A 25876-nucleotide genomic window follows, 5' to 3' on the forward strand; every position below is an offset into this window, starting at 1 on the left:
TCCACCGTTTACCTGTCACTTTGGAAACCGCCGTCATGAAATTTGCCCAATTCTGCCAACAGCTTTCGAAAGCCTCCGGTAACGCCAAGACGTTCATGGTGGCCGTGGTGCTGATCGTGATCTGGGCCGCCACCGGGCCGTTTTTTCATTACAACGACACCTGGCAACTGATCATCAACACCTCGACCACCATCATTACCTTTTTGATGGTGTTTTTGATCCAGAACACCCAGAACCGTGACAACGACATCTTGCACATCAAGATCGATGAATTGCTGCGCGCGACCAAGGAGGCACAAAACGGTGCGCTGGACCTGGACGACCTGGACGCCAAGCAGTTGCGCACCATCCGCAAGGAGTACAAGAGCATGGGGGCTAATGAATCGATCGCGGTGACGGAGTCGACGACCACCCTTGAGGATGACCCCAAGGCCGACGGCGGCCAGCGCTAGGCGTCACCCCGCCGCTTCAGACCTCTACCTGCACCTCGCTGATCTGGATCACCGGCGTCAAATCGGTGTAATTGACAATGTCCCCGTTAATCTCGGCCGCATGCGGCCCGAAGCTGTTTTGAAAGGCCTCCACCGACTCGCAATAGAAGTGACACATGGCCAGGTACAACGGCTTGGAACCTGGGGTCGCGCCGCCCAGGCCCTTGTCTACCGAGTATTTGAGGCACGCATCGCCCATGCGCGCTTTTAGTAGCGTCATGTGCTTGTCGCGGTAGTAGTCGTGATCGAACCGGGCGCCTTCCTGGTAGGGGTACAGCACGCTGACCTTGATCATGTTTCACCTCTTGGCAGTTAAGTGCGACCAATAGTAGCCCCAACCCAACTATCGCGCGCAAGCAAAGTCACAGGTGTGACAGCTATCCATTCAGCGGCCGAATGGCCTGAGAGGTTCGATGAGTTTCATTTTGTGGGTCACGGTACTGGGCGTGTTGCTGTTGTTGCTGGCGCTGACCTCTTCTTACCTGCGCTGGCTGCCGGTGACCACCTCGGCAGTGTGCCTGGCGTTTGGCCTGGGGCTGGGGCCGCTGGGGCTGGGCCTGGTGCAGTTGGACTTTCGCGATGCCACCGGTTGGTTGTTGCGCCTGACCGAAATGGCCGTGTTGTTCTCGCTGTTCAGCACCGGTATCAAGCTGCGCCTGGCCTGGCGCCGCTCGGCCTGGCGTGCGGCGTACATGCTGGCCGGCCCGGTGATGGTGGCGTCGATCCTGGGCGTGTGCCTGGTGGCGCACTACGCGCTGCAATTACCTTGGGGGCTATCGGCCTTGCTGGGCGCGATCCTGGCGCCCACCGACCCGGTGCTGGCCGCGATGGTGCAGGTCAACAGCGCGCAGGATTTCGACCGGGTGCGGTATGGGTTGTCGGGCGAGGCCGGGCTCAACGATGGCGTGGCCTTCCCCTTCGTGATTTTCAGTCTGCTGTTGATCGACCAAGGCAACCTCAGCCCCGAGTGGGTCGGCCCGTGGGCGCTGAAGAACCTGCTGTGGGGCGTGCCAGCGGGCCTGGCAATCGGCTACGGGCTGGGCCGCCTGTTGGGCCAACTGATGATCTACCTGCGTATCCGCAATGCCGACAGCACCAACTCGCCGAACGATTTCCTGGCCCTGGCGCTGATCGCCATCGCCTACGTGGTGGCCGATGGCCTGGGCGCGTTCGGTTTTCTGTCGGTGTTCGCCGCAGGTCTTGGCCTGCGCCAGGCCGAGGCGCGCACCTCTAACTCCGAGATCCCGGCCGAGCACTTGGCGCAACCGGTCACCGGGCACCTGATGGCCAAGCCAAACGAGGCCACCGTGTCCAAGGTCGATGACCTGGAAGACGGGCAACTGGCCGCCGGGGTGATGATGGGCGACATCCTGGCCTTCGGCAACCTGGTGGAGCGCTCCATGGAGGTGCTGCTGATCACCCTGCTGGGCGCCGCACTATCGCTGTACTGGGACTGGCGCGGGATCGGCCTGGGGTTGGCGTTGTTTTGCGTGATCAGGCCGCTGTGCGTGTGGCTGATACTGGGTGGCAAGCACGTCGACCGGCACCAGCGCGCTCTGCTGGGCTGGTTTGGCATCCGCGGCATCGGTTCGCTGTACTACCTGTGCTTTGCCCTGGCCCACGGCCTGCCGGCGTCGATCCAGCAGACCTGCGTGAGCCTGACGCTGACCGTGGTCGCGTTGAGCATCCTGTTGCATGGCATCAGTACCCAGCCATTGCTGGACCACTACGAGCGCCGGCACCAACGCCGCAGTACTACCCTTGCGACTGGATCAACACCTTCAACGCCGCGTAATCAGCCACCCGGTGGAAGTTCGGGTTCCCCTGGAACACGCTGAAATCGGTATCGCCGTAGCCGGCCACCTGGGTGCCGGCCGCCAGCCCCGCCTGGGCTCCGGGAATGCTGTCTTCCACCAGCAGGCAGTTGGCCGGCGGCACGCCCAACACCCGCGCCGCTTCCAGAATGAGCTCTGGCGAGGGCTTCCAGGCATTGACCTCGTAGGCGCTGACCACGCGGCCCTCGAACACGTCCCACAAGCCGGCGGACTTCAGGCAGGTCTCGATCTTGGCCAGTGGCCCGTTGGAGGCCACGCACTTGGGCAGGCTCAGTTCGCGCACGAACTCCAGCGCCCCGGGCATCGCTTCAAGGCCCTGGGCAAACAGCTCCAGGCTTTGGCTGCGAAAGTCGCGCATGAACGGCTCGGCCTCCAGGTGCGCATGCTGCTCGCACAACTCACCGACGAAAATCGCGAACTGCACGCCGCGAAAGCGCCGCAGCACTTCCTCGTGTTCCAGGTGGATGTCACGCTGGGCCAGCAGGTCACGCAACAGGCCGGCGGCCAATCGTTCGCTGTCCACCAGGGTGCCGTCGCTGTCGAAAATCACACCTTTGATATTCAAGACTCACTCCTTCAATCCAATACGCTTGCCTGCCCCAAGCCGACGTCGGGCGGGCGCTACATGAGGGGGATGATACCGCAAACCTGCAACGGGGCATTTACCCGCAGCCGTGCACCGGCGCGAGGCAAAAAGTTACCGGGGGTAACGCCCTGTATCATTCCCTCTGTTGATCCGCCCACGAAACACACTAACCAATTGATTTTTATAACGAATAAATTAATTCCTGTTAAACGGAATTAATGGCATTCGATGTGCACGGTACTTGCTACCTTCCTCAAGCAAGCGAGTTTGTGACCATGACCCCACTCAAGATCGGCATCATCGGCGCGGGCATTGGCGGCCTGTGTGCGGCCATCGCCCTGCTGCGCGCCGGCCACGACGTGCAGGTGTTCGAACAGGCCAAGGCGTTCATGCGCGTGGGTGCCGACATCAACCTGACCCCCAACGCGGTCAAGGCCCTGGACGGCCTGGGCGTGGGCCCGGCGATCCGTGAACGCGCCGCGCGGCCCACCCACCGCATCAGCCGGTTGTGGGACAGTGGCGAAGAAACTTCGCGCCTGGAAATGGCCGACGCTGCCGAGCGCCAATACGGCGCGCCGCAATTGACCATCCACCGCGCCGATTTGCTCAGCGCCCTGGCCGCCGCGTTCCCACTGCAGCGCATCCAGTTCGGCAAACGCGCCGAAGTGATCGATGCCCAGGGGCGTTGCGTGCAGTTCACCGATGGCAGCCGTGCCCAATTCGACTTGCTGGTGGGGGCCGACGGCATTCACTCGGCCGTGCGCACGGCGATGTTTGGTGCCGAGCAACCGCGCTTCACCGGGGTGGTGGCCTATCGCGCCGTGGTGCCGGCCGCAAGCGTAGCCCAAGTGCCGAACATCCAGGCTTTTACCAAATGGTGGGGGCCCAACCCACAGAGCCAGATCGTGACCTTCCCGCTGAACCGTGGCGAAGACATCTTTATTTTCGCCACCACCGCCCAAGCCAGCTGGCACCTGGAAAGCTGGACCACGCCGGGCAGTGTGGATGAACTGCGCGAGCAGTATGCCGATTTTCACCCCGATGCCCGCGCCCTGCTGAGCGCTTGCGACGAGGTGCTCAAGACCGCCCTGTACGAACGCGACCCCCTGCCCCACTGGGCGGCCAATGGCCTGGCCCTGCTGGGTGACGCCTGCCACCCGATGATGCCGTTCATGGCCCAGGGCGCGGGGCAAGCGATCGAGGATGGTGTGGTGTTGGCACGAGCGCTGGCCGATGGCGCCGACCTGGACGGCGCCTTGGCGCGCTACCAGGCCGCACGCCTGGACCGCGCGAGCCGCATCCAGATCGGCTCGCGCGGCAACCAGTGGCTCAAGGACGGTGGCAATGGCGATTGGGTGTATGGCTATGACGCCTGGGCGGTGGCGATCTAAACGCCTGCCCCCTTAGCTACCTTGCGGCATCTCGCCCCGTGCCAGCCGGGCGTTGATCTCGTCGATCACCGCCGGCAAGTCGGCGATGGTGTCGATCAGGTAGTGCGGGCGCGAGCCTTCGAACATCTGGCTGATGCGCTCGCGCTCCAGGCTCAACGCCTCGGCCGGCAGGGCCTTGAACTGCGCGTAAGTCAGCCCCAGCGCGTTGCCCGAACAGGTCAGTGCCACGGTCCACATGCCTGCCTTGCGCCCCTCCAGGATGCCTGGCCAGGTGTCGTCCACCTTCACGCAGGCGGCCACGTCGTCCACGCCCAGGGCGATCACATTGGCCAGGGCTTGCGCCGGGTAGGGTCGGCCGTTGGGCACTTGATCGGTGGCCACCACATGATCGGCGACGTAGCCGTTGCTGCGCGCCAACTCCACCACCTTGGCCATCACCACGGCCGGGTAGCCGGAGCAAGAGCCGATTTTAAGCCCCTGCTCGCGCAACTGGGCAATGGCCTGCAAGGCACCGGGGATCAGCGCCGAATGCTCGGCAATTTTCTCGATCTGCAAGGGCATGAAGCGGTTGTAGAGCGCCGTCACATCATCGTCACTGGGCAGGCGAGCGAACGCTGCGCGATAGCGCTCGGCGATCTGCGGCTGGTTGCACAGGGTGCGGATGTGGTCCCACTTGCCCATGCCCATGGGGCCCCGCGCCTCCTCCAGCGACACCGCCACGCCAAACTCGGCAAAGGCCTCGACAAAGATCTGCGTGGGCGCGAACGAGCCGAAGTCGACCACGGTGCCGGCCCAGTCCAATACCACCGCTTGCAGGCGATCAGGGGTTTGGTAATTCATAGCGTTACTCCAGTTTCATAGGGATGAGTGAGGCCCGCCCTTGCACCCAAGGCACGGGCAAAAAACTACGGTTCAGGCGTCTGGCGGCGGGCCGCAGGCGTCCAGCAATTGCGCAATGATCGGACGGTTGCGTCGCACCGCCAGGCAGCACAGGAAGTAGCGGATGTGAAACGGCTGCTCGATGAAGGGCACCGACGTGGTGCCCGGCTGGTCGGCGTATTCCACCGCGGCCACAAAACCGATGCCGATGCCCTGCACCACCGCGTGCACGATCGCTTCGCGGCTGTTGAGTTGCATCACGCAGTTCAGCGCCACGCCGTGCTTGAGGCAGCCCTCCTCCACCAGTTGGCGGGTGCGCGACGCCGGCTCGCGCAGCACCAGCGGTTGGCCGCCGATGTCATGGATACTGATCGCGCTGCGGCTGGCCCAGGGATGGTCGTCGCGCACCACGGCCAGGATCGGATAGGTGCGATACAGCCCTGCACTCAAGCGATGATCAAACGAGGACAAGGCCAGGATCGCGATATCGATGTCGAAGTTGTACAACCGCTCCAGGGTTTGCGCCTCGGAAGTGAACGAGGGCTCCAAGTCGACCTCCGGGTACTGTTGCATCAAGGCGTAGGTCAGGCTCATGGCAATGGGCGGCGACACCGCGCCAATGCGCAACATACCTTCCTTGCGTTGGCTGAAGCGCTGCAACAGCTGCACCGCTTCATCTTCCTGGCCAAAGATGCCCTGGGTGATCTCGTACAGCTTATGCCCCGCGGCGCTCAACTGGATCACCCGGCCATTGCGGTGAAACAGCTCCACGGAGAACTTCTTTTCCAGCGCGCTGACCTGCTCGCTGACCGTGGGCTGGCCCACGCACAAGTACTGCGCGGCCAAGGTGAAGCTGCCCGTCTTGGCCACCGCGTGAAACGAGCGCAACCATTTGTGGTACTGATACATAAGGGCTTCCCGAACGCTTTTTTATCAGTGTGGACCCAGGCTCAACGCCTGACGAACAACGCGACAAAGGCACTGCACAGGCAACTGCAGGTCACCACGATAAAGATCAGCGAAGTATTGCCGGTGCTGTCAAGCATGCGCCCGATCAAGGGCTCGGCCAGGCCTGCGAACAGGTACGAGGAAAAGTTCATCACCCCGGTGGCGGTACCGGCACGTTTGGCGCCGACCAGGTCCGGGCACAAGGCCCAAAAGCTGGACGCCGGGCCATAGACGAAGAACCCGCACAGAAACAGCGCGATCAGCCCCACCGGGCTGTGAGCCGGCAGGCTCCACATCCACAGGCTGGTCAGCGCACCCAGGAACATGTACAGCATGATTGCCAGGTAGCGTTTGGAGCCAAACAGCTTGTCCGACACCCAGCCATTGCTCAGGGCACCGATCGCCATGCCCACGGGCAGCGCCACGGTGATCCACTTGGGGTCGACCCAGCTCTCGCCTTTCTGCCAGTTGGCGCCGAGAAAGTGCACCGGCACCCACACGATCAGGCCGTAGCGCGCGGCGTTCTGAAAGCCCAGCGACACGGCGGCAATCAGCAACCGCACGTTTTTCAACACGGCCTTGTAGCGCTGCGCCGAGGTCTCTTCTTGCTCATGGGCAACTTCGTGGGCCTTGTCTTCGGCATTGGCCACGCCAGTGTCGGCCAGGGGTTCGAAGCCCAGGTCCTGCGGCCGCTCGCGGGCCACCAGGTAGAAGGTGATGCCGCCTGCCAGCATCAGCAGCACCGGCAGGCGGAAGATCCAGCGCCATTCCAGGTGCAACACTTCCAGCACCACCACCGAGGTCACGTAGGACAGCACCGAGGCGCAGCCGGCGGCAAACACATAGAAGCCGTAGACCCGGCCGCGCTCGCCGGCACTCCACCAGTTGGAAATCAACCGGCTGCCCGGCGCCCAACCCAGCGCCTGAAAATAGCCGTTGATACCCCAGGGCAGGATCAGGCTGCCAAAGCCACCGGCAAAACTGGTGGTCCAGTTGGCCGCGCACGACAGCACCGCGCCCAGGGTCATGATGCGCCGCCCGCCAAACTTGTCGGCCAGGTTGCCGTTGATGGCCTGGCCGACAGCGTATGACCACAACATGGCGCTGGAGGCCCAGCCCAGGGTTTCCTTGGTCAAGCCGAATTCAGCCTGGATGCCGGGGATGGCAAACCCGAAGGTTTGCCGGCCGGTGTAGAAAAACAGGTAGCAGAACATGGCGGCCAGCAGCATGCGCCACTGGGCCACGCGAAACGCAGACATCGGTACGGCAACACCTGACAGGCTATTGGTATGATTCATGGCGTTTTTCCTTTTTGTACGCGCCCTCTGGCCGCAGCCAGGGAGCCGGCACTCTTTATCGGTGCAACAGGAAACAGAACGACCGTAGGGTCGCCCGCAGGGCTTCAGGCGGCGTGCGCGCCGATGAAGTTTTTGCCACGGGCACCCTGTAGAGCGTAGGCGATCATGGCTTGGGCCTCAGCGTCGGCGACGCCGTAGTCGGCAAATTCGGTCTTCACCCCCAGGCTGTGCAGAAAGTCGCGCAGGCGTGCCTGGGCTTGCTGCTGGTCGGGGCCGAAGACCTTCTGCAGCGCCTGGTCGCGCGCGCTGTCGCGCCCCCAGGCCAGGCCCAATACCAACGGCAAGGTGAACGAGCAGGCAATGCCGTGGGGCAGGCCGTGGCGCAAGGTCATTTCGTAGGAAATGGAGTGCGCCAGCGCGGTCTTGGTGTTGGAGAACGCCATGCCCGCCTTCAGCGCCGCCAGCGCCATGCGCCCGCGCAGTGCCCGGTTGCCCAGGTCCAGGCGAAGTTTGGGCAGGCAGTCCAAAATGTCCTCGATGGCAGAGGTGGCGAAGGTGTCGGAGAGTGGGTTGGCGTTCACGTTCCAGATCGCTTCCAGGGCGTGGGACAGCGCATCCAGCCCCGTCGAGACGGTGACCCCGGCAGGCACGGTGAGCATCAGGTCCGGGTCGACGATGGCCGCTTTCGGCCAGGTGCAGTCCAGCTGCAAGGAGTATTTTTTCTGCTGCTCGGTGTCCCAGATCGTTGCCCAAGGGGTCACTTCGCTGCCGGTACCGGCGGTGGTGGGCGCCGCGATCAGGGTTTTGCTGCGCACCGGCACAAAGGGTTTGCCCAAGGCCAAGAGCCCCAGCAGCTCATCGAACTGGCCCGACTCGGTGCCCACGATCAGTGCCTTGGCGGTATCGATGGCACTGCCACCGCCCAGGGCCAGCACCACGTCGCACTCGCCGGCCTCGGCCCAGAACCGCTGGTAGGTGCCGCGCAACTGGGCGACGTCGGGGTTGGGTTGCACGTCTTCGACCACGTACGTGAGGCGCTCGCCCAACAACGCCTGCACCTGGTCGACGAGGCCCAGGCCGCGGGCCTCGGGGAAGGTCACCAAGGCCACCGTCTGGCCCTCGGTGAGCGTGCGCACCTGGCTTAGGCTGCCACTGCCGAAGCAGGTCACCACCGGGTTATGGAAATGAGCAGGCATGATGTTTCCCTTATTGTTGTTGTGGGGTGTGGTCATAGTCATGGCCTTCGAGGTTTTGCTCAAATCGATTGATTGTGTGTTTGCATCGGCCAAACCGATACACGGCTGCTGGCCCAACGAGGCGCTGTTCAAAAGTAGGGCTCCATGAAGTCAGTGGCGATGGGCGCCTTGGATACGGCGGCGCAGTTGGCTGGACACCAGGTCTGCGAGCACCACCATGACCGTGATGACGATGATGCAACTGGCCGTCTCGGGGTACTTGAACAGCTTCAGGCTACTGATCAGCTCGAAGCCCAAGCCGCCCGCCCCCACCATGCCCAGCACCGTGGCCGAGCGCAGGTTGACTTCGAAGCGATACAGCACCACGGCGATCCAGGCGGTGATGACTTGCGGCAACACGCCAAACACGATCACCTGCAAGGGTCGTGCACCGGTGGCCTGCAGCGCCTCGATCGGGCCCTGGTCGATTTCCTCGATGCTGTCGGCGAAGAACTTGCCCAACATGCCCACGCCATGCAGCGCCAGCGCCAGCACGCCGGGGAATGGCCCAAGCCCCACTGCCGAGACAAAAACCAGGGCCAGGATCAACTCGTTGATGCTGCGGATAACGTTGAGCAGTTGCCGGGTGCCGGCGTACAGCCAGCGGTTGCCTTGCAGGTTGCGCGCCGCCAGGAAGGCCAGCGGCACCGCCAGCACGATCCCCAGCAAGGTGCCCCACAGGGCGATCTGCAAGGTTTCCAGCGCCGGCTGCCAAAGCGCCGGCAGGATGCTCAGGTCTGGCGGCAACGAGCGCTGGATAAAGTCGCCGATCTGCGGCAAGCCCTGGCTCAGTTCACTCAGGCTCAACTGCGCGCCCTGGGCGCTCCAGTGCAACACGTACGCCGCAATCAGCAGCAAACTGACCACCCGCAGCCAGCCTCGCGAGGAGTCCGGCGTATTCACCAGCCATTGATAACGCTGTTCAAGGTTCATCAGGCAGCCCCCTCCGTCATCCATTGCACAGGCGCAGGCAGCGCCCCGACGTCTGCCGCAGTGAGCGGGTCGGCGGTGGCGTAGATACGTGCCAACGCCGCCTCGTCCAGCGCCTGCGGCCCGCCGTCGAACACCAAGCGGCCATGGGCCAGGCCGACGATGCGGTCGGCAAATTCGCAGGCCAGGTCCACCTGGTGCAGGTTGCAAACCACAGTAATGCCCAGTTGCCGAGTGGCGTCGCGCAGGTACTGCATCACCAACCGGGCGGTCTTGGGGTCCAGGCTTGCGACCGGCTCGTCGGCCAGAATCACTTTGGGCCGCTGCGCCAGCGCACGGGCGATGCCCACCCGCTGCAGTTGCCCGCCCGACAACGAATCGGCGCGGGCGCACGCCTTGTGTTCAAGTTCCACGTGGCGCAGGCAACTCATTGCCAATTCCACGTCAGTGCGGCTGAACAGCTGCAACACCGAGCTTAAGGTTTGCACCGAGCCCAGCCGCCCGGTCAGTACATTCTTGAGCACCGACAGGCGTGGCACCACGTTGTGGTGCTGGAAAATCATCGCCACCTGGCGGCGCAGCTGGCGTTGATGGTCGCGGCGCATGGCGTCGATGCCAGCGATCACCAGCTCGCCACTGTCGGCCTGGGCCAGGCGGTTCATGCAGCGCAACAAGGTGGACTTGCCCGCGCCGGACGGCCCCAGCACCACCACGAATTCACCGGCCTGCACCTGCAGGTCAATGCCGCGCAGCACGCGGTTGTCGCCGTAGCGCTGGGTCAGTTGCCGCACCCGGATCATTTCAGGCTCCGCAGGTCGACCTTGAGCACGGTGGCGGTGTTACGCACTACGTCGTAGGCCGCATCGGTAGTCGGTTGGAAGCCGTTGAGCATGCCCTGGTCGCCCCACGGCACATCCTTGATCGAAGCCATGGCGGCGGCCAGCTTCTGCTTGAGCGCGGGGTCCAGCGCCTGGCGCCAGACCATCGGCGACTCCGGAATGTCGGCCGACGACCAGACCACCTGGAAGTCGTCCTGCTTGACCAGGCCCTGGGCCACCGCGGCGGCAAAAATACGGTCGGCCACCGCGGCGGCGTCGACCTTGTGGTTGGCCACTGCCAGGATGCTGGCATCGTGGGAGCCGGAAAATATCACCCGCGAAAACAGCGTGTCCGGCTTCAAGCCGGCGCTTTCAAGGCCCGCCTTGGGGAACAGGTGGCCAGAGGCCGAGGTGGGGTCGACAAAGGCGAAGGTGTGGCCCTTGAGGTCGGCCAGGGTGTTGATGCCGCTGTCTTTGCGCGCCAGGATCTGGCTGTGGTAAGCGCTGGTACCGGCCTTGCGGGTGACGGCCACGGCGAACGCATCCACGCCGGCCATCTGGTGGGCCAGCACGTAGGAAAACGGACCCAGGTACGCCACGTCCAGCTTGCCGGCGCGTAACGCTTCGATCACACCGTTGTAGTCGGTGGCAACGAAGGGTTTGACCGGCATGCCGAGTTTTTCCGAGAGCTGGGCCAGCACCTGCTGGCTGCTCTGGATCATCGATTGCGAATCTTCGGAAGGAATCAGGCCGATGCGCAACACCTCCTCGGCGCTGGCAAGGGGGGTGACCAGCAAAGGCAGCAGGCTGAAGCTGGCCAGACGCAGCAAATGGGCGATAGGTTTCATGGCATTCCCGGCAAGGTGGGTGGAGGTGCCCCTAACCTAGAAGTGTCACGTGACAGTCACGCTATCGATTCAATATGCAATTACCGACAAAACTATTGATGGAAGCTATGGATGTCCACGACCAAACTACGCACCTTCCTGGCGGTGGCGCGCCACGGCAGCTTCAGCGCCGGTGCCCGCGCCCTGGGCATCAGCCAGCCCACCGCGACCACGCAAATCCAGGTGTTGGAGCGCGACTACAACGTGGAACTGTTTCACCGCCGCGGCCGGCGCCTGGAACTGTCGGCGGCCGGCCGGCAGTTGCTGCCCATTGCCCAGCAATTGGGGGTGCTGGAGCTGGAAGCGTTCAACCTGCTGCGCGATTGCGGCAAGCTCAACCGCGGCCAGTTGAAGATCGGCGCAGTGGGGCCGTTTCACGTGATCGAGATGGTGGATGCTTACCGCAGCGCGTACCCGCAGATCGACATCTCGATACGCATCGGCAACTCGGCGACGGTATTGGCAGACCTGGCCAACTACGTGACCGACGTCGGCGTGCTGGCCGGCCTTCATGACGACCCGGCGTTTTGCACGCACCTGTATGCAAGCCATCCGGTCATCCTGTTCGTAAACGTCGACCACCCCTTGGCGCGCTTTGACGAAGTGCCGCTGCAGGCGCTACAAGGCCAGCCGCTGTTGAGCCGGGAAACCGGCTCCACCACCCGCCTGGCGCTGGACAAGGCGTTGGCCGAGCACGACGTGACGCCGCGCCGCGTGATGGAGATCGGCAGCCGCGAAGCGTTGCGCGAGGCGGTGATCCGCGGCATCGGCCTGGGCGCGGTGTCCCAGGCCGAGTTCATCCCCGACCCGCACCTGAAGGCCATTCGCTTGGCCGGCGACCCGGTTACCACCCACACCTACCTGTATTACCTGGCCGAGCGCGGCACCAGCCAGATCATTGCCTCGTTCGCCGCCGCCACCCATGCCGCCAGCGCCAGGCGTCAAACCGCCACGGCCACCTGATTACGCCCCAAGGCCTTGGCCTGGTAAAGCGCCTTGTCGGCGTTGTTCATCAGGTTGTACAAGTCGCGATCACGGATGTCAGTGGCCGCGACACCCAGGCTGGCGGTGAGGTTTTGCACCGGCTCGGTGCGCAGGCCGGCGATGGTCTGGATCAGTTGCTCGGCGATGGCCAGGGCCACCTCGATGGAGGTGTCGGGCAGCAACACCGCGAACTCCTCGCCGCCCAACCGGCCGAAGACGTCGGCCTTGCGAAACGAGGTGCTGATCACCCCGCCGATTTGCCGCAGCACCTCATCGCCAACCTGATGGCCGTAGGTGTCATTGATGTGCTTGAAATGGTCCATGTCCAGCATCAGTGCGCACAGCGGCACCTGGTTGCGCTTGCAGTCATGAAACAACTGCTGGGCCTGCTCGAAAAACGCCCGGCGGTTTTTCAGGCCCGTGAGCTCGTCGGTTTGCGCAGCATGGGTGGACAGGCGGTGCGCGTGCTCCATTTCACGGGTCAGGCGGTAGGCCTGCTCCAAGGCATCGGACAGCTTGCGGGTGGCGCGGTTGACGAACGAGGCAAACACCAGCACCGCCAAGGCCATGCCCACTTGAATCACTGAGTGCTGGAATAGCAGCCAGGTGGTGCACGGCAACAGCACCAGCGCGATCGACACCAACGTCATGTGCCGGTAGGCCGAATAGCAACTGACGGCGCTGACCGACATGCCGACGGTGAACAGCATCACCAGTGCCTGGGCCAACAGGTCATCGGGCGGCATCACTGCCAGCGCGCCGACACCCCAGATAGCAGCGGACAGGGCCAGCGTGGCCCAGTATCGCCATTCCCAGCGATGCGGCGTGCGCTCTGCCTCGGGGCTGCGAAAATAAGCGACGAACATCGACACACGCAGCAAGGTCGAGGCCGTCAACAGGCCGATCCAGGTCACCACCACGTCTGGGTCCAGACGCTCCCAGCACAGCCAACTGAGCATGACCGCCGCCAGGTAACTGCCCAACACCGCCGATACCGACTGGCGAAACAGTTGATGCAGTTGGTCGGTGCGCACCTGCCCCGCGATTGAAAAATCCTGGTCCTGCCGAGGTGCACCGGAGTCCATGTGAGCCGCCTGAGGGTGGAATACAGAGTCAAACGGCGATTGTGGCACCCTGCTACTAGGGGGGACAACTGAAACCCATCAACGCCCTCTGCATTCTCGGCCCATTCGCCTTGTAGGAGCGGATTTATCCGCGAAAAGGTCGCCTAGGTGTGTCAGGAGCACCGGGGGGGGGACCTTCGCAGATAAATCCGCCCCACAGGGTGGGGGAACGTTCATAACCATGAAACCTAACGAGCTGTCAGTTTCCCGAAAACCGGTCGCGGCTGTTGGTCAGGTGCAGCACCATCGCCGCCCGCGCGGCGTCCGGGTCTTGCTTGCCGATGGCATTGAGGATGGCCTCGTGCTCCAGATTGGCCAAGTAACCCAGGTGGGCGAAGTCGGCGCCGCCGCGCTCATCGCCCTTGACCTGGGTGCGCGGGATCATCGCATTGCCCAGGTGCTGCATGATTTCGGTGAAATAACTGTTGCCGGTGGCCTCGGCGATCAGTTGGTGGAAGCGCTTGTCCTCCTCAACGCAACTGTCGTTATTGGCCAGGGACGCCTGGTAATCGTCCAGCGCCTGGCGCATGTGGGCCAGTTGGCTGTCGCTGCGGCGCACCGCTGCCAGCGCCACCGCCTGCACTTCCAGGCCCATGCGCAACTCCAGCACGCGGCGCACGTTGGCGGCGGTGTCGACCGTCAGGCGCAAACCCAGCTGCGATTCACGCGCAAGCACAAAGGTGCCAATGCCGTGACGGGTTTCCACCCAACCGGAGGCTTGCAGTTTGGACAATGCCTCGCGCACCACCGTGCGGCTGACGCCATGCTCGCGCACCAGGGTGGTTTCCGAAGGCAGCTTTTGGCCGGGTGCAAGCTGGCCCAGTTCGATGTTTTGCGTCAGTACCTGCACCAGGTCATGGGCCAGGCTGTTGGAACGCTTGCGCAGGGGCGCGGCGGTTTGATCGTGCATGCTGTGCCATCCACACAAAAAGGCTGCGGCAAGCTTACCACTCTGCGTGCATTCCCGCGCACACCACAGCTTGTATGACAACTACGATCTAAACTCTAAATTAATTGATAAACCCCATTTACAGCTGGAAAAAACAGGTTGTATGATGACTGTCAACGCCAGTGCCGCCATCACCCGCGTCACTCGCCAACCCGCATAAAAACAATCAGTGGGAGAGTTGAATTGAATCCATCCAGCAGTCCGTCTGCCATCGCACCCAGCGACCCGGTCCTGATCCGCGCCGTGGCGAAAGTGAAGCGCCACGTGCTCCCGCTGTTCGTCATCATGTTCATCGTCAACTACATCGACCGGGTCAACATCGGCTTCGTGCGCACGCACCTGGAGCATGACCTGGGCATCGGCGCGGCCGCCTACGGCCTGGGCGCCGGGCTGTTCTTCATCGGCTACGCGCTGTTCGAGGTGCCGTCCAACATCCTGCTGCAAAAGGTGGGTGCGCGAATCTGGCTGACCCGCATCATGCTTACCTGGGGCATCGTCGCCACGCTGATGGCGTTCATTCAAACCGAGACCCACTTCTATGTCCTGCGAGTGTTGCTGGGCGTGGCAGAAGCCGGTTTTTTCCCCGGGGTGATCTACTACTTTACCCGCTGGCTGCCCAGTGCCGAGCGCGGCAAGGCGATTGCCATCTTCCTCAGCGGCTCGGCCGTGGCCTCGTTGATTTCCGGGCCCCTGTCGGGCGCGCTGTTGCAAATCGAAGGCCTGGGCCTGCACGGCTGGCAGTGGATGTTCGCCATCGAAGGCCTGGTCTCGGTGCTACTGGGCTTTTTCGTGTGGTTTTGGCTGGACTCCAAGCCCCACGACGCCACCTGGCTGAGCCGTGAAGAGCAAGATGCCCTGGTAGGTGCCATCGACCAGGAACAACGCGAACGTGAAGCCTTGAGCACGGTCAAGCCGACCCTTGGCAAACTGCTCAAGGACGGCCAGATCCTGCTGTTTTGCGGCCTGTACTTTTGCATCCAGCTGACCATTTACGCCGCCACTTTCTGGCTGCCGAGCATCATCAAAAAGATGGGCGACTTGAGCGACATACAAGTGGGCTTCTTCAACTCCATCCCATGGTTTATTTCGATCGTTGCCATGTACGGTTTCGCCTCGTTGTCGGGCAAGTTCAAGTTCCAGCAGGCCTGGGTGGCCACGGCGCTGTTGATCGCGGCGGCGGGCATGTTCCTGTCCACCACCGGCGGGCCCGTCTTCGCCTTCGTGGCGGTGTGCTTCGCAGCCATTGGCTTCAAGTCGGCCTCGTCGCTGTTCTGGCCCATCCCCCAAGGCTACCTGGACGTGCGCATCGCCGCGGCGGTGATCGCCCTGGTCAATTCCATCGGCAACCTGGGCGGTTTTGTCGCCCCGGCCACTTTCGGCTTTCTGGAGCAGAGCACGGGCTCCATTCAGGGCGGCCTGTATGGCCTGGCCGGCACCTCGGTGCTGGCTGCGATCCTGGTGTTTTTCGCCAAGACCCAGCCCAAGCCTGCGGCACCCAATACCCCTATCGCGCCATCGCACGCCGTGCTCGGCAAGTCGCACTGAATACTCGTGAACAAGGACAATAAAATGACCACTTCTGCCCCCATCGTCACCAGCCTGCAAGTGATCCCGGTCGCCGGCCACGACAGCATGTTGCTTAACCTCAGCGGCGCCCACGGGCCCTTTTTCACCCGCAACATCGTCATTCTCAAGGACAGCGCCGGCAACACCGGCGTGGGTGAAGTGCCCGGCGGCGAGCGCATCCGCGAAACCCTGGAAGACGCCCGCAGCCTGGTGGTGGGCCAGCCCATTGGCCAGTACCAGCGCATCCTCAACCAGATGCGCAGCACGTTCGCCGCCCGTGACGCGGGCGGCCGCGGCCTGCAAACCTTCGACCTGCGCATCACCATCCACGCCGTGACCGCCATGGAAGCCGCCCTGCTCGACCTGCTGGGCCAGTTTCTGGAAGTGCCGGTGGCCGCCCTACTGGGTGAAGGCCAGCAGCGCGACGCGGTGAAAATGCTCGGCTACCTGTTTTACATCGGTGACCGCAACGACACCGACCTTGCCTACCGCAGCGAGCCTGAGGCGGCCGACGACTGGAGCCGCCTGCGTCACGAAAAAGCCATGACGCCGCAGGCCATAGTGCGCCTGGCTGAAGCGGCCAAGGCCAAGTACGGTTTCAATGACTTCAAATTGAAAGGCGGCGTGCTCCGCGGCGAAGACGAGATCGAGGCGGTCACAGCCTTGGCCGAGCGCTTCCCTGACGCGCGCATCACCCTGGACCCCAATGGCGCCTGGTCACTGAAACAGGCCATCGCCCTGTGCCGTGACCAGCACAAGGTGCTGGCCTACGCCGAAGACCCGTGCGGTGCGGAAAACGGCTACTCGGGCCGCGAGGTGATGGCCGAGTTTCGCCGCGCCACCGGCCTGCCGACTGCCACCAACATGATCGCCACCGACTGGCGCGAAATGGGCCACGCCATCCAACTGCAATCGGTGGACATCCCGCTGGCCGACCCGCACTTCTGGACCATGCAGGGCTCGGTGCGCGTGGCGCAGATGTGCCACGAATGGGGCCTGACCTGGGGCTCGCACTCCAACAACCACTTCGACATCTCCCTGGCCATGTTCACCCAGGTGGCCGCGGCCGCACCGGGCGAGATCACGGCCATCGACACCCACTGGATCTGGCAGGACGGCCAGCGCTTGACCAAGGCCCCGCTGCAAATCCAAGGCGGCTACGTGAAAGTACCCGCCAAACCGGGCCTGGGCGTGGACATCGACATGGACGCCGTGGCCAAGGCCCACGAGTTGTACAAGGGCATGGGCCTGGGCGCGCGGGATGACAGCGTGGCCATGCAGTTCCTCATCCCGGGCTGGCAGTTTGACAACAAGAAGCCCTGCCTGGTGCGTTGATTACCCTGTCGAGTCGCCTCCCCGGGCATCCCGGTGAGGCCTGCCACTCAGGCAATAGCCCATTTCACTCCATTGACGCTTTCAATCACCTCCATGGCGCTTTTAGCCTTGCTCAGTTGCCTTGCGTCTACGATGCTGTAGGAACAAGAGCACGCACTGGAGCAATCCCCATGAAGACCGTGGCACAACTGTTGAAACTCAAGGCCCTGCAGCATCAGCAAGTGCACACCGTGGCGCCGGACGAGATGGTGCTGCAAGCCCTGAAGGTGATGGCCGATAAGAACGTCGGCGCCTTGCCGGTGGTCGAAGGCGGCAAAGTGGTGGGCATTTTCAGCGAGCGCGACTATGCGCGCAAAGTGGTACTGCTGGGCCGCTCATCGGTGGGTACGCCGGTCAGCGCCATCATGAGTTCGCCGGTGATCTCGGTGGACCCGCACAAAAGCATCGACCACTGCATGAACATCATGACCGACAGCCACCTGCGGCACTTGCCGGTGGTAGAGCATGGCCTGTTGATCGGCCTGCTGTCGATCGGTGACCTGGTCAAGGAGGCGATTGCCGAACAAGGCAACCTGATCCAACAACTTGAGCAATACATTCGTGGCGAATAGATAACCCCCTCGCATTGACGCAGGCGCCAGCTTTGACCAAGCTGGCGACCTTGTTGTGATGACCTGGAACCTGCGCGTGACTGACCTCCACTTTCCCTGGCGCCGCCTGCTGCTGTGCGCGGCGCCGCTGTTTGCCCTGCTCGCCGGTTGCGACTTTGGCAGCCACAAGGCTGCCGCCCCTGCGGTGCCCACCTACACCGCGGTGAACTGGGACGCCCTGCCCGCCACCAGCGACGATGACCTGCTGGCCGGTTACGGCGCCTGGTATTCGGCGTGCAAGCGCCTGGCCAACGACGCCACCTGGGGCCCCACCTGTGCCCAGGCGCCGGCATTGCCGGCCACCCCTGCGCAGGTTCGCGATTTCCTCAAGAACACCCTGCAGGTATATGGCCTGCGTTCGGCCGACAAGGGTGACAAGGGCCTGATCACCGGGTATTACGAACCGGTGTACCCCGGCAGCCTGACCCAGGACGCCGAGCACCCGGTGCCAGTGCTGGGCGTACCGGACGACCTGATCATCGTGGCGCTGGACAGCGTGTACCCGGAACTCAAGGGCAAGCGCCTGCGCGGCCGTCTGGATGGGCATGTGCTGCGCCCCTATGACGACTCGGCCGCCATCCAGACAAAAGGCGTGAACGCGCCGGTGCTGGCCTGGCTGCGCGACCCAATGGACCTGCAATTCTTGCAAATCCAGGGCTCGGGCCGCATCCAGCTGGACAGCGGCCGGCAGATGCGCATCGGTTACGCCGACCAGAACGGCTACCCCTACAAGCCGGTGGGCCGCTGGCTGGTGGAGCAAGGCTTGCTCAAGAAAGAGGAAGTATCGATGGGCCGCATCCGCGACTGGGCCACGGCCAACCCGCAGCGCGTGCCGGAGCTCTTGGCCAGCAACCCCAGCTACGTGTTCTTCAGCACCCGCCCGGACAGCAACGAGGGCCCACGCGGCTCGCTGAACGTGCCGCTGACCACCGGCTACAGCGTGGCCATCGACCGCAAGGTGATCCCGCTGGGCAGCCTGCTGTGGCTTTCAACCACGCGCCCGGACGGCACCCCGATCAACCGCCCGGTGGCTGCGCAAGACACCGGCGGCGCCATCGCTGGCGAGGTGCGCGCGGATCTGTTCTGGGGCACCGGTGATGCCGCAGGCGAGTTGGCGGGCAACATGAAGCAATCGGGGCAGATCTGGTTGCTGTGGCCCAAAGGCCAGGCATTGCCCGGCCCTCATTGATCGCCCTCAGTCGTCCAGCGGCTGGGGCGCTGCCGCAGGTTTGGCCGGCTTGGCATTTTTGGCCGCCTTGCCGCTGGCCTTGGGCTCCGGCGCAGATGCAGCAGGCGCCGCCGCCGCGGCCTCCTTTTCAGCCATCGGCATCTGGTCGATGGTGCTGAAAATCTCCTGGGGCTCGATGGCCCCGGATTTCTCCAGCTTCTTCTCGCCGTCCTTGCCCACCAGAATGATCTTGGTGCCGCTGCTGGCGCCCAACTTGAGCTCGCGGATCAACGCCATGGTGTCTTGGGGGTTCAAGTCCTTGCCGTCACGTTGGCCAATGGTGTTGACCACGGTGTAGAGCACCATGTTGCGCTGCACGAAGGCCTGGTGGTTGGCGGGCTCGTCCAGGGCTTTCTTGAGGCCCACCAGGGTGGGATCCACGCTACTGGGGGCGATGACGATCAACGGGCGCGATTGCCCGCGATCCTTGGCCAAGGGGCTGTCGCTGTCGGCCGCCAGGGCGGTGCCCGTGATGGCAAACAGCGTGGCGAGGGTCAGGGACCGAATGAACATGTGCACCTTCCTTTTACTTAGACGTGCACTAATGATTGCGCATGTTGGCAAAAGGTCCAGCCGGGGTGCCGAATTTCTGAGATTTAGCCGCAGCGCTATACCTTGCGCAGCACGTAAACCCGCCACATCGCGTACATCGGTATGAAATCAACGTGCTCCTGCACCCGGAACCCCGCCTGCACGAATTCTGCCTCGATGGTCGCACGCGGGATCACGAAACGGTTCTGGTAACCGTCCGGGCCGCGCTTGCGCTTGGCTTCTTCACGGGCGCGTTTCCAGGACTTGAAGTTACCGTCCACCCACAGCGAGATAATCGCGGTATCGCGGGTTACCCGGTGAAACTCCTTCAACAACGACACCCGATGTGCAGAATCACCAATATGGTGCAACAGGCGCATGCAAAAGATGCTGTCAACTGACTCATCTGGCAATTCAATATCAAAGGCCGAAGTTACGACCGGCTTGACCCGCTTGACGATATCGGCCGACTGGAACTTGCACGCGGTGGCGACCATATCGGCGGAGTTGTCTGCACCAATAATGACCCGGTTTTGCTTCTCGGCCAGCAGCGGCCAGAAACGCCCCGCCCCACAGGGCAAATCCAGCACCAAACCCGGCTCCCCGGCCAGCGCCAGCGCCTTGCGCGCCACCTGCTCGTCACGCCGATGGGACATGCGCCGGGAAAATTCCTTCTGATGTTTATGGAAGTAACGCTGAGCATGCTGCTCGTCGTACTTTTCCGAAAACTTGAGTTTGATGGGTTCGCTCATGATCTTTCTCCAGTAACCGATGGGCACTATTTTATGAAAGAAAAATCAGCAAGAAGTGATGGAGATGTGAAAAAAACGTGAGACAGGCTAGTTACGTGTAACAGCATGTTACGCATGTATCGAAACAACTTGATAAACTTAAGTTTATAATTCTTTTATGAATATAAATAGACATGTGTTGATACATTTAGGCCGTAGTGGAACAGCCCCCCAGCCCTCGCCCGGTGGGAAAGAGCCGGGGTGAAGGTAGCCTCCCCCTTATCCCAACCGCTGTGCCACCCAATCGGCAATCCACGCCCCCGCGTTCGCCGTATTGTCCAGGCTGCTGTGGTGAACACCCCCTTCACGCTGGGTAAACACCTTCAACTCCCGATCTGGGCTGTTAGTAAGCTGGTCAAACGACTGATGGGCATACTCCAGCGGTATCTGCCGATCGGCCTCGCCGTGGGCCACCAAAAACGGCACTTTGATACGTTCCATCACGCCATTGAGATGAACCTGCTCGGCCAAGGCCATGAACGCTTCCATGTCACTGGCCCCCCACACCCAACGCACGTGCTCCCAGTAATGCGGTACCGGGCGCTCGCCTTCGCGGGCCAGGCGGCGTTTCTGCATTTCGCCCCAGTTGTGGTTAGCGCCCCACACCACGCCCAAGGCGAAACGCGGTTCGAAGGCCACGGCGCGCGGGCAGTAATAACCGCCCAAGGACACGCCCAGCAAACCAATGCGCTGCGGGTCGATCTCGGCACGGGTGTGCAGGTAGTCCACCAGCGGCGTGGCCCATTGCTCGGTATTGGCCACCGCCGTCATGCCGTGCAGGCGCAGGGCCTCGCCGGTGCCGGGCTGGTCGATGAACAGGCTGGCAATACCGCGCTTGGCCAACAGCTGCGGGAACATACCGGCGCGGTGGACCATCTCTTTGGTGCTGTCCAGGCCGTTGACGATGACCAGGCATGGGGCGGGGCCAACGACGCCGTCAGCCGGGGTAAAAAGGCCGGCGATATGGGCACCCGCGTAGGGGATTTCAAAGCGCTGGGTGTTCTCGCCCGACAGTTTCACGCCTTCGGCAAAGGTGCGCAGAAACTTGGCATACAGCGCCTTGCGCGGCGCGTAGCCGTGGGCCTGCATGCGTTCGGCGGTGATGAAATACACCGCGGCGCGGTTGAGTTTGTCACCGGCGCTGAGCAGCCGACCCGCAGCCTGGTCTTCTTCGGCCAGGGCCACCAGGTTGTCACCGCCCGCCTCCCACGCCGCCAGGAACGCCTGGGTGCCTTCGTCGTCACCTTGCCTGGCCACCGCCAGCAGGGGCCTGCACATGCTCTCGATCTCGCCGATCTTGCCGCCCATCTCGATGGCCGCAGCCACCGCCAGGCTCCATACGTAGTTGGTTTCGAAATACTGGAACATGCTCATGGATCAATCCTTATGAAATTCAGCGGCGCACGGCCGGATGTTCGCCTTGGTAAAAGGTCACGTCCCAAGGGATGTCGTCCTGCATGAATGCGGGCGGGTTGCCCATCCACTGCGCCGTGCCAAATCGAAACTCCCACTCGCGCGGTACCCAGTTGTCGTCCAGGTAGTCGGTATCGGCGCCGTATTCGGCCTCACCGCCGGTGGGCGAGTTGAAGTAGCAGAAAATGGCCGAGGCGATGCGGTGCCGCCCCGTGCCCAGGAACCCGTGCTGCCAGCCGCGTTTGGTCATGTAGTTGGAGCCCACCATCACCTCGTCGAAATCCTCGACGCCAAAGCAGGTGTGATGGAAGCGCGGCACGCCGCCAGCCCCCGGCGCCTGGTTGTTGAGCAAAAAGGTGTTGTGGTGCTCATGGGCGCCGTCGGCGCGCAGGTAAGTGCCCACGCCCTTCTGGTGGTCAGACAGGCGAAAGTTCAGGCGGTCGCGAAAGAACGCGAAGCTCTGCCAATAGTCATCCACGGCAAAAACCACGTGATTGATGGTTTTGGGCCGCGCGCGGGTGCGCCACTTGCGGTGCTGGTTGAGGCGGTTGACGTTGCCCGAAGCATTGATCGGGTCTGGCGCGTAGGTGACCTTCTTGCGGCTGAACACGCGCAAGCCCAGGGCCTGGCCGCAGTCACTGTGAAAATGCCAGGCCCCGTCGTCGCCCAGGCGCACGTCGCGGTCGCTGGCAAGGTCCGCCACCAAGCGCGACAGGCTATCGGCGTTGTCCACGCCCCAAATGGTTTCCTTCACGCCACACCCTTCGTAGCGCGAAGCCGGGATGCTGGGGTGCTGGATACCGCGCACGATGATGGTCGAGCCTTCATCCAGTCGGTAAAGGGTTTCTTCGGCGTTGGCGCTCAAGCGTACCAGGCCGAAATCGTCGAAGAAGCGCGAGGCCGTGGCCAGGTCTTCGACGCCATACAACAGGGTGTCGATGCCGACGATTGCCATGTCAGGCCTCCTCTGAAATTGGGTTGTGCTGCATTATTGTTGTCCTTGTGTGCTCGGTTGCCAGGCCAGAGTAAGAACCCCCGCGCATGCCCACCAATCGTTTGTCGGCATGGGATCTATCCATGCGCTGGATGGTTAGAACAAAAAGCCCCCATCGACGTTGAATACCTGGCCGGTCATGTAGCTCGACGCTGGCCAGGCCAGGGAACGCCAGCACCCCGCACAGGTCCTCAGGCTCGCCGGTGCGCTTGATCAATGGTGAGTGTTTAACCCGAGCATTTCGTCAAACTGCACGTGAAACAGCAGCCCAGCGGCGTAGCCATCGTGCGGGTTGACGCCGGTGTAGGGGTTCAGCCAACTGCTGGCGCCCCAGGTGCGCAACACGAACGGGCTGACGACGATGCTGTCGGTGAGGATGAAATTGGCGTCCAGGGCCACGGCGTATTCGTTACGCCCCGGGTTGTAGCTGCCCCCTCCGGAAGCGGCATGGGCCTCTTCCAGGAAGCGCTGCTCGCGGCTGGTCAGTTGCGCCCAATTGACGTTCACCGAGTAGCTGTCGAACGGCCGGCTGCGAAACGGTGCTGAAAGGATCAGCCCGGCATTGCCCTGGGTACCGACACCGTTGGTGGTGTCTTCGTCCAGGGTGTGGGTCAGGCTGGCGTAGGCCGCCACGGCAGTGGGGTTGGGGTCGTTGGTTTTGCCGCCGTCCTGGCGCCACACGGTTTTCTTGGCGCCCAGGTAGAAGCCACTCACGCCCTTGCTGGTGTCGGCTGCGGCACTGGCGTCGGTGACCTTGGAGGTACCGTTTACCGTGTAATAGGGGTCGGTTTGCTGACCGTTGTTATGAAAGCCCAGCACCTCGAACGTCTGCGGGTAGGCCTCCATGCGGTAGTCACTGCGATAAGCCAGGTTGGCCAGGTACAGCGTGCTCATGGTGCCGCCACTGTCGCCGGCGTCACGCTCCCAGCCGTTGGTGAACGGGTAGGCATTGTTGCTGCGCCAGGCGCCCACCTGGGCGCGGATGGCGGGGCTGAAGTCGTAGCCAACCCGGGCGCCCCAGTTGGCATAGGGTGGAGGGTTGATGCCGGCACTGTCCTGCAGGATCGCATTCACACAGCCCAGCGGGACATTGCACAGCGGCAGTGCGAAGTAGTTGCCGGCGTTGCTTTTGCCCACTTCGATGGCCAGCGTGTCGTCCATCAACTTCTGTTCGTAGGTGAATAGGCTCAGGTGGCTGACCCTTGGAATATAGGGGCCCGGTTTACCCGCGATCACATCGCCCACCTGGCCGCCGTACGTCAGGTTGCTGGTCCAAGGCACATACAGTTGCTCAAAGTGCACGGTGCCGCCCGGCAAGCCGATCAGCTTGTCCAGGTTGAAGTCGGCGCCGATGGCAAAGATGGTCAGCGCTTCATGGTTGCCGGTGTTCAGGCCCACGCTGGGGTTGCGCAAGTAGATCTCGGTCATCGACAGGTGCGGGCTGATGCCGTGGTCGTTGAGCCATTTGCCTTGCTGCTCCAGCAGCTTGCCACTGGCCGGTGGCATGTTGGGCTCGACGTTGAGCACCCGTGGGCCGATCTTCTCGTTGGGATATTCAGTGGCCATGGTATCGGCCACCGGGCCTGTTTCGGCTGCCAGGGTGGGGCCTGCCGCCGCGATCATCAGTGCACAGCCAAGCGCCGCTCGAATCGTCATGTTCAGTCTCTTTTTATTGTTTTTTCGAGGATGAGGGTGTCCGCTCCGGTGCCAGGGCACCGGAGTGTTCGATCAGCAAAAGTCAGGCGTCTTCGAGGTTGACGCCCATCACCTGCAGGTGGCGCGCCGCCCGGTACTTGACCAGGCTGGCAGCCAAGGCCAGCACCACCACCGGCACGCACAGCCAGCCGGCCCAGCCCACCGTGGTGGCCAGGCTACCGCTGAGCTTGCCGGTGGCCACCACCAGGATCGGGCTGCAGAACATGCCCAGGCAATAGCTGCCGTACCACATGCCGGTGCCCAGGCCGCGGCGCTGCCAGGGCAGTTCGCGCATGTTCCAGATGGCCAGGGTGGGCAACATCAGGCCGCAGCCCAGGCCATTGACCAGGGCCACCAGCATGATGCCCTGCCAGGTGTGCATCGCCGGGATCAGCAAAAAGCTGGTAGCGATCAGGCCGAACGCCAGCGCCAGGCAATGCGGCGTACGCAGGCCCACGCGGGTGAGCATGTGCACGCTCAAGGTGCCCAGCACAATCATCACGCTGCAGGCCGAAGCGACAAGGCCTGCGGTTTGCGGTGAGTGCTCGCCGATGTCGCCCAGCAGGTAGGCCATCTGGATCTGCAAAATCATGAACATCACCGCGCCAATGAAGGTCACCACGCAGATGCCCAGCAACATCATGGGCCGGAACGTCACGCTCACACGCCCCTGCTCTTCATCCGAGGCCATGCTCGCCGCCTTCGGCTCCCACAGCATGATCTTGCTCAGCAACGCCAGGGCCAGGGGCACTGCGTACACCACGTAAGGCATGCGCCAACCGATCTCACCCAAGGCACCACCCACCATGAAAAACAGGATGGCCGAGGCCGAGGCGAAGGTGGTTTGCAGCGCCAGGTATTTCTGCCGTTGCGCGCCGCTGTAGTAGTCGCCGATCAGCATGGTGCTGACCGTCACCACCACCGCCTCCACGCAGCCCAGGGCAATGCGACTGACGATGATCGCGTACAGCGAATCGAGGAACATCGGCATCAGGCCGAAAATGCCGTAGCCCACGATGGAGGCCACCAACAACTGCTTGCGCCCGTAGCGGTCGGCGAGGATGCCCACCAGGGGGCTGAGCAAGGCCACCAACAGGCCCGGCACCGTCAGGGCCACCGGGATCAGAAACTCGACGTTGGGCACGCTGGCAAAATGCGCCTGCATTTGCGGCAGGCTGGGCGCGACGACAATCGCCGCCATGGGCGACAGACAATTGATCAGCAACAGCAGGTACGTGGCAACGGTCGCCTTGGACTGGGTGATGCGGGTGGGAGCGTTCATGGCCTCTCCGGATTGTTATTATTAAGGGGTAAAACG

24 protein-coding genes and 1 pseudogene are annotated in these 25876 nt (G+C 63.0%); 8 read left to right on the forward strand and 17 right to left on the reverse strand.

Annotated elements, in window-relative coordinates; genetic code table 11:
* Positions 1-35 precede the first annotated feature (35 nt).
* Complete coding sequence (locus L9B60_RS00480) at positions 36-452, forward strand: low affinity iron permease family protein (RefSeq protein WP_249675044.1); 417 nt, start codon at positions 36-38, stop codon at positions 450-452.
* A gap of 16 nt (positions 453-468) precedes the next feature.
* Here the strand turns inward: L9B60_RS00480 and L9B60_RS00485 are convergent, their stop codons facing one another.
* Complete coding sequence (locus L9B60_RS00485) at positions 469-786, reverse strand: EthD family reductase (protein ID WP_249675047.1); 318 nt, start codon at positions 784-786, stop codon at positions 469-471.
* A 118-nt stretch (positions 787-904) separates the two neighbouring features.
* On the opposite strand from L9B60_RS00485, the pseudogene L9B60_RS00490 reads away from it, so the two are divergent.
* Positions 905-2227 (forward strand): annotated as a pseudogene (locus L9B60_RS00490) (cation:proton antiporter); the annotation flags it as partial.
* 19 nt (positions 2228-2246) lie between these two features.
* Here the strand turns inward: L9B60_RS00490 and L9B60_RS00495 are convergent.
* Positions 2247-2891 carry an HAD family hydrolase gene (locus L9B60_RS00495; protein WP_249675050.1) on the reverse strand — a complete coding sequence of 215 codons (645 nt, stop codon included), beginning with the start codon at positions 2889-2891 and terminating at the stop codon, positions 2247-2249.
* Between the two features lie 296 nt (positions 2892-3187).
* Between L9B60_RS00495 and L9B60_RS00500 the strand changes: the two genes are divergently transcribed.
* Entirely contained in the window at positions 3188-4303 is a 1116-nt protein-coding gene (locus tag L9B60_RS00500; protein WP_249675052.1) for an FAD-dependent monooxygenase, read from the forward strand.
* A 12-nt stretch (positions 4304-4315) separates the two neighbouring features.
* Here L9B60_RS00500 and phnX read toward each other — a convergent pair whose 3' ends face one another.
* The 7 genes from phnX to phnD all read right to left on the reverse strand — a co-directional run bounded on the left by phnX (position 4316) and on the right by phnD (position 11259).
* Complete coding sequence (gene phnX, locus L9B60_RS00505) at positions 4316-5143, reverse strand: phosphonoacetaldehyde hydrolase (protein ID WP_249675053.1); 828 nt, start codon at positions 5141-5143, stop codon at positions 4316-4318.
* 72 nt (positions 5144-5215) lie between these two features.
* Entirely contained in the window at positions 5216-6091 is an 876-nt protein-coding gene (locus L9B60_RS00510) for a LysR substrate-binding domain-containing protein (protein ID WP_249675054.1), read from the reverse strand.
* A gap of 41 nt (positions 6092-6132) precedes the next feature.
* The gene (locus L9B60_RS00515) at positions 6133-7428 is read right to left on the reverse strand and encodes an MFS transporter (protein WP_249675056.1); all 1296 of its coding nucleotides are present in this window, start codon (positions 7426-7428) and stop codon (positions 6133-6135) included.
* A gap of 104 nt (positions 7429-7532) precedes the next feature.
* Positions 7533-8624, reverse strand: coding sequence for an iron-containing alcohol dehydrogenase PsrA (gene psrA / locus L9B60_RS00520; RefSeq protein WP_249675058.1), 1092 nt, complete (start codon positions 8622-8624; stop codon positions 7533-7535).
* 150 nt (positions 8625-8774) lie between these two features.
* On the reverse strand, positions 8775-9596 hold the full coding sequence (gene phnE, locus L9B60_RS00525) for a phosphonate ABC transporter, permease protein PhnE (RefSeq protein WP_249675060.1): 822 nt from the start codon (positions 9594-9596) through the stop codon (positions 8775-8777).
* A complete protein-coding gene (gene phnC, locus L9B60_RS00530; RefSeq protein ID WP_249675062.1) occupies positions 9596-10393 on the reverse strand; it encodes a phosphonate ABC transporter ATP-binding protein in 798 nt (265 codons plus the stop codon). The genes phnE and phnC overlap by 1 nt, the downstream gene beginning before the upstream one ends.
* Entirely contained in the window at positions 10390-11259 is an 870-nt protein-coding gene (phnD, locus tag L9B60_RS00535) for a phosphonate ABC transporter substrate-binding protein (RefSeq protein ID WP_249675063.1), read from the reverse strand. Before phnD ends, phnC begins: the two co-directional genes overlap by 4 nt.
* Before the next feature lie 111 nt (positions 11260-11370).
* Here phnD and L9B60_RS00540 point away from each other — a divergent pair, with 111 nt between their 5' ends.
* Positions 11371-12261: a LysR substrate-binding domain-containing protein gene (locus L9B60_RS00540; RefSeq protein ID WP_249675065.1), complete on the forward strand. Its 891-nt coding sequence runs from the start codon at positions 11371-11373 to the stop codon at positions 12259-12261.
* On the opposite strand, the gene L9B60_RS00545 is transcribed toward L9B60_RS00540, so the two are convergent.
* The gene (locus L9B60_RS00545; protein ID WP_249675067.1) at positions 12240-13367 is read right to left on the reverse strand and encodes a GGDEF domain-containing protein; all 1128 of its coding nucleotides are present in this window, start codon (positions 13365-13367) and stop codon (positions 12240-12242) included. The two genes, L9B60_RS00540 and L9B60_RS00545, sit on opposite strands and share 22 nt — an antisense overlap.
* A 238-nt stretch (positions 13368-13605) precedes the next feature.
* Positions 13606-14316 (reverse strand): FadR/GntR family transcriptional regulator, encoded by a 711-nt coding sequence (locus tag L9B60_RS00550; RefSeq protein ID WP_249675069.1) that lies wholly within the window; start codon positions 14314-14316, stop codon positions 13606-13608.
* Positions 14317-14538: 222 nt separating this feature from the next.
* Here L9B60_RS00550 and L9B60_RS00555 point away from each other — a divergent pair, with 222 nt between their 5' ends.
* The 4 genes from L9B60_RS00555 (at position 14539) to mltA (ending at position 19095) form a co-directional block, all read left to right on the forward strand.
* On the forward strand, positions 14539-15900 hold the full coding sequence (locus L9B60_RS00555) for an MFS transporter (RefSeq protein WP_249675070.1): 1362 nt from the start codon (positions 14539-14541) through the stop codon (positions 15898-15900).
* 24 nt (positions 15901-15924) lie between these two features.
* The gene (gene gudD / locus L9B60_RS00560) at positions 15925-17256 is read left to right on the forward strand and encodes a glucarate dehydratase (RefSeq protein ID WP_249675072.1); all 1332 of its coding nucleotides are present in this window, start codon (positions 15925-15927) and stop codon (positions 17254-17256) included.
* 170 nt (positions 17257-17426) lie between these two features.
* The gene (locus L9B60_RS00565; RefSeq protein WP_249675075.1) at positions 17427-17867 is read left to right on the forward strand and encodes a CBS domain-containing protein; all 441 of its coding nucleotides are present in this window, start codon (positions 17427-17429) and stop codon (positions 17865-17867) included.
* A gap of 76 nt (positions 17868-17943) precedes the next feature.
* Entirely contained in the window at positions 17944-19095 is a 1152-nt protein-coding gene (mltA, locus tag L9B60_RS00570) for a murein transglycosylase A (RefSeq protein WP_249675077.1), read from the forward strand.
* A gap of 6 nt (positions 19096-19101) precedes the next feature.
* Here the strand turns inward: mltA and L9B60_RS00575 are convergent, their stop codons facing one another.
* From L9B60_RS00575 to L9B60_RS00600, 6 genes are all read right to left on the reverse strand, one after another.
* Entirely contained in the window at positions 19102-19647 is a 546-nt protein-coding gene (locus L9B60_RS00575; protein WP_249675079.1) for a DUF4174 domain-containing protein, read from the reverse strand.
* A gap of 95 nt (positions 19648-19742) precedes the next feature.
* Positions 19743-20417, reverse strand: a complete 675-nt coding sequence (locus tag L9B60_RS00580; RefSeq protein WP_249675081.1) for a class I SAM-dependent methyltransferase — start codon at positions 20415-20417, stop codon at positions 19743-19745.
* A gap of 258 nt (positions 20418-20675) precedes the next feature.
* Positions 20676-21824, reverse strand: a complete 1149-nt coding sequence (locus tag L9B60_RS00585) for an alpha/beta hydrolase family protein (RefSeq protein ID WP_249679632.1) — start codon at positions 21822-21824, stop codon at positions 20676-20678.
* Positions 21825-21849: 25 nt separating this feature from the next.
* Complete coding sequence (locus L9B60_RS00590) at positions 21850-22824, reverse strand: VOC family protein (protein WP_249675082.1); 975 nt, start codon at positions 22822-22824, stop codon at positions 21850-21852.
* A gap of 252 nt (positions 22825-23076) precedes the next feature.
* Positions 23077-24519 (reverse strand): carbohydrate porin, encoded by a 1443-nt coding sequence (locus L9B60_RS00595; protein ID WP_249675083.1) that lies wholly within the window; start codon positions 24517-24519, stop codon positions 23077-23079.
* Between the two features lie 82 nt (positions 24520-24601).
* On the reverse strand, positions 24602-25840 hold the full coding sequence (locus tag L9B60_RS00600; protein ID WP_249675084.1) for an MFS transporter: 1239 nt from the start codon (positions 25838-25840) through the stop codon (positions 24602-24604).
* Positions 25841-25876: the final 36 nt, after the last annotated feature.

Source organism: Pseudomonas abieticivorans (genome assembly GCF_023509015.1).
Taxonomy (GTDB): Bacteria; Pseudomonadota; Gammaproteobacteria; order Pseudomonadales; family Pseudomonadaceae; genus Aquipseudomonas; species Aquipseudomonas abieticivorans.

Bases quoted from the DNA above. Each gene is read 5' to 3' on its own strand.
- L9B60_RS00585 (WP_249679632.1), bottom strand. From the start codon at position 21,824: ATGTTCCAGTATTTCGAAACCAACTACGTATGGAGCCTGGCGGTGGCT.
- phnC (WP_249675062.1), bottom strand. From the start codon at position 10,393: ATGATCCGGGTGCGGCAACTGACCCAGCGCTACGGCGACAACCGCGTG.
- phnD (WP_249675063.1), bottom strand. From the start codon at position 11,259: ATGAAACCTATCGCCCATTTGCTGCGTCTGGCCAGCTTCAGCCTGCTG.
- phnE (WP_249675060.1), bottom strand. From the start codon at position 9,596: ATGAACCTTGAACAGCGTTATCAATGGCTGGTGAATACGCCGGACTCC.
- L9B60_RS00600 (WP_249675084.1), bottom strand. From the start codon at position 25,840: ATGAACGCTCCCACCCGCATCACCCAGTCCAAGGCGACCGTTGCCACG.
- L9B60_RS00510 (WP_249675054.1), bottom strand. From the start codon at position 6,091: ATGTATCAGTACCACAAATGGTTGCGCTCGTTTCACGCGGTGGCCAAG.
- L9B60_RS00500 (WP_249675052.1), top strand. From the start codon at position 3,188: ATGACCCCACTCAAGATCGGCATCATCGGCGCGGGCATTGGCGGCCTG.
- L9B60_RS00595 (WP_249675083.1), bottom strand. From the start codon at position 24,519: ATGACGATTCGAGCGGCGCTTGGCTGTGCACTGATGATCGCGGCGGCA.
- L9B60_RS00550 (WP_249675069.1), bottom strand. From the start codon at position 14,316: ATGCACGATCAAACCGCCGCGCCCCTGCGCAAGCGTTCCAACAGCCTG.
- L9B60_RS00480 (WP_249675044.1), top strand. From the start codon at position 36: ATGAAATTTGCCCAATTCTGCCAACAGCTTTCGAAAGCCTCCGGTAAC.
- phnX (WP_249675053.1), bottom strand. From the start codon at position 5,143: ATGAATTACCAAACCCCTGATCGCCTGCAAGCGGTGGTATTGGACTGG.
- gudD (WP_249675072.1), top strand. From the start codon at position 15,925: ATGACCACTTCTGCCCCCATCGTCACCAGCCTGCAAGTGATCCCGGTC.
- L9B60_RS00565 (WP_249675075.1), top strand. From the start codon at position 17,427: ATGAAGACCGTGGCACAACTGTTGAAACTCAAGGCCCTGCAGCATCAG.
- L9B60_RS00545 (WP_249675067.1), bottom strand. From the start codon at position 13,367: ATGGACTCCGGTGCACCTCGGCAGGACCAGGATTTTTCAATCGCGGGG.
- psrA (WP_249675058.1), bottom strand. From the start codon at position 8,624: ATGCCTGCTCATTTCCATAACCCGGTGGTGACCTGCTTCGGCAGTGGC.
- L9B60_RS00580 (WP_249675081.1), bottom strand. From the start codon at position 20,417: ATGAGCGAACCCATCAAACTCAAGTTTTCGGAAAAGTACGACGAGCAG.
- L9B60_RS00515 (WP_249675056.1), bottom strand. From the start codon at position 7,428: ATGAATCATACCAATAGCCTGTCAGGTGTTGCCGTACCGATGTCTGCG.
- L9B60_RS00540 (WP_249675065.1), top strand. From the start codon at position 11,371: ATGTCCACGACCAAACTACGCACCTTCCTGGCGGTGGCGCGCCACGGC.
- L9B60_RS00590 (WP_249675082.1), bottom strand. From the start codon at position 22,824: ATGGCAATCGTCGGCATCGACACCCTGTTGTATGGCGTCGAAGACCTG.
- L9B60_RS00575 (WP_249675079.1), bottom strand. From the start codon at position 19,647: ATGTTCATTCGGTCCCTGACCCTCGCCACGCTGTTTGCCATCACGGGC.
- L9B60_RS00485 (WP_249675047.1), bottom strand. From the start codon at position 786: ATGATCAAGGTCAGCGTGCTGTACCCCTACCAGGAAGGCGCCCGGTTC.